Origin of the sequence: Rhodoferax sp. UBA5149 (genome assembly GCF_002413825.1) — a bacterium.
Classification (GTDB): Bacteria; Pseudomonadota; Gammaproteobacteria; order Burkholderiales; family Burkholderiaceae_C; genus Rhodoferax.
Genome location: NZ_DHXT01000066.1, coordinates 1 through 5,118, shown reverse-complemented (window position 1 = coordinate 5,118; position 5,118 = coordinate 1). Strand labels below are relative to the sequence as shown.

The following is a 5,118-nucleotide window of genomic DNA, read 5'->3' as shown; positions in this document are numbered from 1 at the left end:
CCCCTTTCCGGTGCCGATCCGGGTTTACGACGAGACCATCAGAGTCCTCAAAACGGCTGTGCAGAAAGCCAAGCTCGGCCGAGATGAAGAGTTGGGAGCGCTCAGACGCCTGGATGCGCAATCCCGCAACCTTGAGGAGACGGCGCGCGGACCTGGACTTGCAAGGCTGGTTGCGGGCGAGTTCGAGAACTCCAGCGGTTATGGGGGGCGCAGCGTGTTCGGTTGGGAACTCCCATCAGACAGAGAACGGGCAGCGATTTCGGGCTTCTGACATCTGTTTGTTGGTTCCAAATCCTCCTTTGGAACGTACCTAACAAACTAAGCAGTGCCTTGATCGCATGGGGCGATTTCCGATAGGACCAGAATGGCGTTTGGAGCAAAGAGATCAGGCAGCAGTTTCCAATCAAAGCCGCGCCCGCGCGCGCTTGCGCCTTCAAATGGTCGGCATGACCATGAATATCATGTCGCGTGGGACGAGGCGGCAAAGCTCTGGAACATAGAGCGAGACGGGGACCCGACCGGTCTATCGGCGCGCCAGCAAGGTGCTGCGGTGGATCTGGCGATCCACGAAGCGCAGCAAGATCTCACCAAAAGGCTCGACGTGATCGTGTGCGTTCAGCAGGACGACGGCACCCTAACGACGGTTTGGGCGGCCTCCTGCGCTGCAGTCAATGACCGCGTGCCTGTTTGATGTAGTCGGATAAGCGTGCGGCATCGAGGTCGCCCCGCGCGACAGCAGAGCGAACCGCGCAATCCGGCTCGGTATCGTGCCGGCAATTATGAAACCGGCATTGCGGTGCCAAGCCTTCGATATCATCGAAAGCACCCTCGGAGGCTTCCGGGGCGTCCCAGGTTTCCAGTCCCCTGAGACCAGGAGTGTCGATAATAGCCCCGCCTTGCGACCGGACGAGCAACTGACGACTAGTTGTCGTGTGCCGGCCGCGACCATCATAGTCGCGAACTTCCTGTGTTGCTTGCGCGTCGTGACCGAGCAACTGGTTGGTCAATGTCGATTTGCCGACGCCGGAAGAGCCAATGAGCGCCACTGTGCGATTGCCCGTGAAATACTGTTCCAGAACCTGGATGCTTTCCCGAACGCGCGCGCTGATCACATGAAGGGGCATGTCATGACCGAGCCCATCGATCTCGCCGGCCGATCCGACAACATTGTTCTCCAGATCCGATTTGTTCACCAGGATCACGGGAGCGGCGCCGCTTTGTTGCACCAAGGCACAATAGCGCTTCATGCGCGGCAGATTGAAGTCGCCACCCATTGAGGTCACAATAAACACAACATCGATATTCGCAGCCAAAAGCTGCGGGTCGGGCTTCCCTGATGCTTTGCGAATTAATGCGCTCGTCCGGGGCAGAACTGCCTCAATCGTCGCCGGGCTATCTCGCTCGGAAAGGTCTACCGCCACGAAGTCTCCAACGCCCGGAAAGTCCGAACGCTGGCCCGCCGTGTTACGCAGTCGCCCGGTTGCGCCTGCGGAAAGTTCTGTCTCTTCTGTCGCGATCCTGTAGTGACTTCGATGCTCCGCAACGACGCGTGCAGGCACTAGACCCTCGCCGCCGTGGGCCTCAAACTTCTCTTGCCATCGCGCGTTCCAGCCTAATGCTTCGAGAGGCATCTATCAGTCTCCAACTGGCGATCTTCACAATTGCTTCAAAACCGAGTCTCCGCTTCTTTCAAACCTGTCTCCGGCTAAGTGACTGCCACAAAAGCGGAAATGGATTTTCGCGGACCAGAGACTGGGCACCATAGTCGGCCAGTTTCACGCGCCTGTGAGCCACCTTTTATGCTCCTGCGAAATAGTCGGAGCGCTAAGGGCCCGGAAGTGCGGGAAGAAATTCCATGCTTTGCACATCCCCTGCAGAGCAGGGACTGGGTGGCTGGGGCGGAAGGGATCGAACCTTCGAATGCTGGAATCAAAATCCAGTGCCTTACCGCTTGGCGACGCCCCAACGGGAGAGGGCGGTCACCCCCGGCGCGGACCCGTATAAGGCCAGGCGGCCCCACCCGCAAATAGGGACCGCAAACCCCCAAAATCGCCGGTCGAACAAGCCGTTGCATTCTGCTGCAAGGCCGGTTGCGGGGGCAGGGGGGCATCGTTATAAGGGCGCCTCCCGACGGGAGGGGTTCCCCCTTTCGTACTGGTTCGGAGAGTAGCTCAGCCTGGTAGAGCACTACGTTCGGGACGTAGGGGCCGGAGGTTCGAATCCTCTCTCTCCGACCAATTTTCTTTGCATTTATGCCATTTGGCCTGGCCATCGCGCCCCGTGGGGCAGCGGGAACGTCGTCGGGCGATCTCCCAGGCACTTTAATTTCCGCTTTGTCCGCTGGCGGCCTATCTTTTCGCCTCGCGAACCCTAGATTTCCGGCCATGACTGGAACAGTTCCACGTTACGGACGTTTGACCTCGGGGATTTCGCGTTCGGGGAAGACTTTGGCCTCCAATCGTCTGGTGCTGCTGGCCGCAGTGCCGCTGTTTTTGGTATTGGCGGGCGTTGCCTACCTGACCGTCCAGTTTGCCATCAATGAGCGCGAAGCGCAGACTTGGGTGCGCCACACCTACCAGGTGCTGGAAGCGACCCGCCAGTTGATGGAAGACGTGCAGACCGCCGAAACGAGTCAGCGCGGTTACCTGATTGACCGGGATCCGGGGTACTTTCAGGCTTACAAGATCGCCGCTGCCAAGGTGCCGGTCGATCTCAAGGCTTTTCGTGACCTGACCCGGGACAATCCGGCCCAGCAAAGCCGCGCCGACCGGTTGCAGCATTTCGCAACTGTCCGTTTGAACACGCTGGCGGTGAATGTCGCCCTGTCGCAAGCGGCCGGTTCCGATTTGGCGGCCCTTTCTGCTGCCCTGCAACGCGGCCGCCAGCAGATGGGCGACCTGCGTCAGGAGATCAATTCCGGAATTCACGAAGAACTTGGACTGTTGGCGGAACGTGACCGGCATCGCCGCGAGGTCGAGAATCTCGAGATCGCTTTTGCCATCGGCGCCGCCGTGCTGACCCTGGGCATCCTGCTGATCGCCGCGGCCATGCTGGTGCGCAACAATGTCAGCCTGGCCGAATCCGAGCGCTCCCGCGCCAACGAGGCTGCCATTCTGCAGGCGACCCTGGATACCGTGCGCGAAGGCATCGCCTATTTCACCAGCGAAGGCCTGCTCTGCGCCTTCAATGCCGGATTTTTCGAGCTTCTGGCCCTGCCGCCCGCGATGGCGCGCATACAGCACACCACTTTGGACATGCTGAAATCGGTCGAGACCGTGCGGCCCTTCGCCGACCGCATCTTCACCCCGCCCAGCCAGGGACAGGAAGGCACCGACACCCAGCACATCTCCTGGAGCGGCCGCGAGCTCGACATCTACAAGGCGCCGGTCGCCACCGGCGGGTTCCTGATCGGGGTGGTGGATGTCACCGCCCGCATGCGCGCAGAAGCCACGGTGCGCCAGTCCCAGAAGATGGAAGCCATCGGCCACCTGACCGGAGGCGTGGCGCATGACTTCAACAACCTGCTGCAGATCATCAGCGCCAATCTCGACCTGGCTGTGTCCGGCGCAGTGGTGCAATCGGATACGCGCCTGCGCGACCGGCTGCAGAACGCCATCGGCGCGGTGGTGCGCGGCTCGCGCCTGACCGGCCAGTTGCTGGCCTTTGCGCGCCGCCAGCCGCTGGAGCCCAAGTCGGTTGATCTGGGCCGGGTGATCCGCGACATGTCCGACCTGCTGCGCCGGACCTTGGGGGAAAATATCCAGGTCGAAACCGTGATCGCGGGCGGATTGTGGAACACCCTGGCCGATCCCAACCAGGTGGAAAACACCATCCTCAACATGGCGATCAATGCCCGTGACGCCATGCCCGATGGCGGCAAGCTGACCCTGGAAGTCGCCAATGCCCATCTCGACGACGCCTATGCTGCCGGCCACAGCGAGGTCACGCCGGGTCAGTATGTGATGCTGGCGGTCACCGACACCGGCACCGGTATGAGCCCCGAAGTGTTGGGCCGCGTGTTCGAGCCCTTCTTCACCACCAAGCCCGAAGGCAAGGGCACCGGGCTGGGCCTGGCCCAGGCATTCGGCTTCACCAAGCAGTCCGGCGGCCATATCAAGATCTACAGCGAGGTCGGCCATGGCACGACCATCAAGCTCTATCTGCCGCGCACCCGCCGCGAAACCGATGCACTGGAAATCGCCGCCCCGCCTTCGGAAGGTGGCAGCGAGAGCATCCTGGTGGTGGAGGATGACGAGGGCGTGCGCGCCGCGGTGGCCGACATGCTGACCGACCTGGGCTATCGCGTCAGACGTGCGGAAAACGCCGAAGCCGCGCTGGCGCTGCTGAAAATGCAAAAGCCCGATCTGATCTTCACCGACGTCGTGATGCCCGGCGCCATCCATACCCGCGACTTCACCCGCATGGCGCAGGAGATGCATCCGGGCATCCATATCCTCTACACCAGCGGCTATACCCAGAACGCCATCGTCCATAACGGCAAGCTGGATGATGATGCGCTGCTGCTGTCCAAGCCCTATCGCAAGGACGAACTGGCGCGAAAGCTGCGCAGCGTCTTTGCCGGCACCGCGCGCGGGCCCATCGCCGCGCCTGCTGCGGCCCCTGTTGCAGCGACCGCCCCCCGCGGCAAGATACTGGTGGTGGAGGACGTGGCGCTGATCCGCATGACCACCATGGACATGGTGGAGCAGATGGGCTTCGACGCCGCCGAAGCGGCCGATGCTGCGGAGGCGCTGGAGATCCTGCGCACCGACGACGCCATCGCCATCCTGCTCACCGATCTTGGCCTGCCCGGCATGAACGGTCGCCAGCTGGTGGAAGAGGCGCTGCGCCAGAAGCCGCACCTGAAAGTCATCATCGCCAGCGGCTATTCCACCAACGAAGACGAGGGCGCCAACCTGCCCGCCAATGTCGGCTACCTGACCAAGCCGTTCGACATGGCGCAGTTGCGGCGGGCACTCGAAGCCTGACAGGGCGCGCTGCCATCAAGCCAAAGAAAAACCCGCGAGGCGCGAGCCTCGCGGGGTTTGCATTTTGGCCTGTCGCTTGCGCCTACAGCAGCGCGAAGTTGTAGGTCAGGGTGCCGATCACGTTGCCGGC

At 61.9% G+C, this 5,118-nt stretch carries 3 protein-coding genes, 2 tRNA genes and 1 pseudogene; 4 read left to right on the top strand and 2 right to left on the bottom strand.

Annotated elements, in window-relative coordinates; genetic code table 11:
- Positions 1-271: pseudogene (locus tag B3V69_RS05400) on the top strand (hypothetical protein); the annotation flags it as partial.
- Between the two features lie 93 nt (positions 272-364).
- The gene (locus B3V69_RS05395) at positions 365-691 is read left to right on the top strand and encodes a hypothetical protein (RefSeq protein ID WP_296444496.1); all 327 of its coding nucleotides are present in this window, start codon (positions 365-367) and stop codon (positions 689-691) included.
- On the opposite strand, the gene rsgA is transcribed toward B3V69_RS05395, so the two are convergent.
- Together rsgA and B3V69_RS05385 are read right to left on the bottom strand one after the other, a co-directional pair.
- Positions 669-1,631: a ribosome small subunit-dependent GTPase A gene (rsgA, locus tag B3V69_RS05390; RefSeq protein ID WP_296444494.1), complete on the bottom strand. Its 963-nt coding sequence runs from the start codon at positions 1,629-1,631 to the stop codon at positions 669-671. The two genes, B3V69_RS05395 and rsgA, sit on opposite strands and share 23 nt — an antisense overlap.
- A 259-nt stretch (positions 1,632-1,890) precedes the next feature.
- Positions 1,891-1,965 (bottom strand) — tRNA-Gln (locus B3V69_RS05385).
- Between the two features lie 195 nt (positions 1,966-2,160).
- Here B3V69_RS05385 and B3V69_RS05380 point away from each other — a divergent pair.
- Positions 2,161-2,237 (top strand) — tRNA-Pro (locus tag B3V69_RS05380).
- A gap of 210 nt (positions 2,238-2,447) precedes the next feature.
- The gene (locus B3V69_RS05375) at positions 2,448-4,988 is read left to right on the top strand and encodes a response regulator (RefSeq protein WP_296444492.1); all 2,541 of its coding nucleotides are present in this window, start codon (positions 2,448-2,450) and stop codon (positions 4,986-4,988) included.
- Positions 4,989-5,118 lie beyond the last annotated feature (130 nt).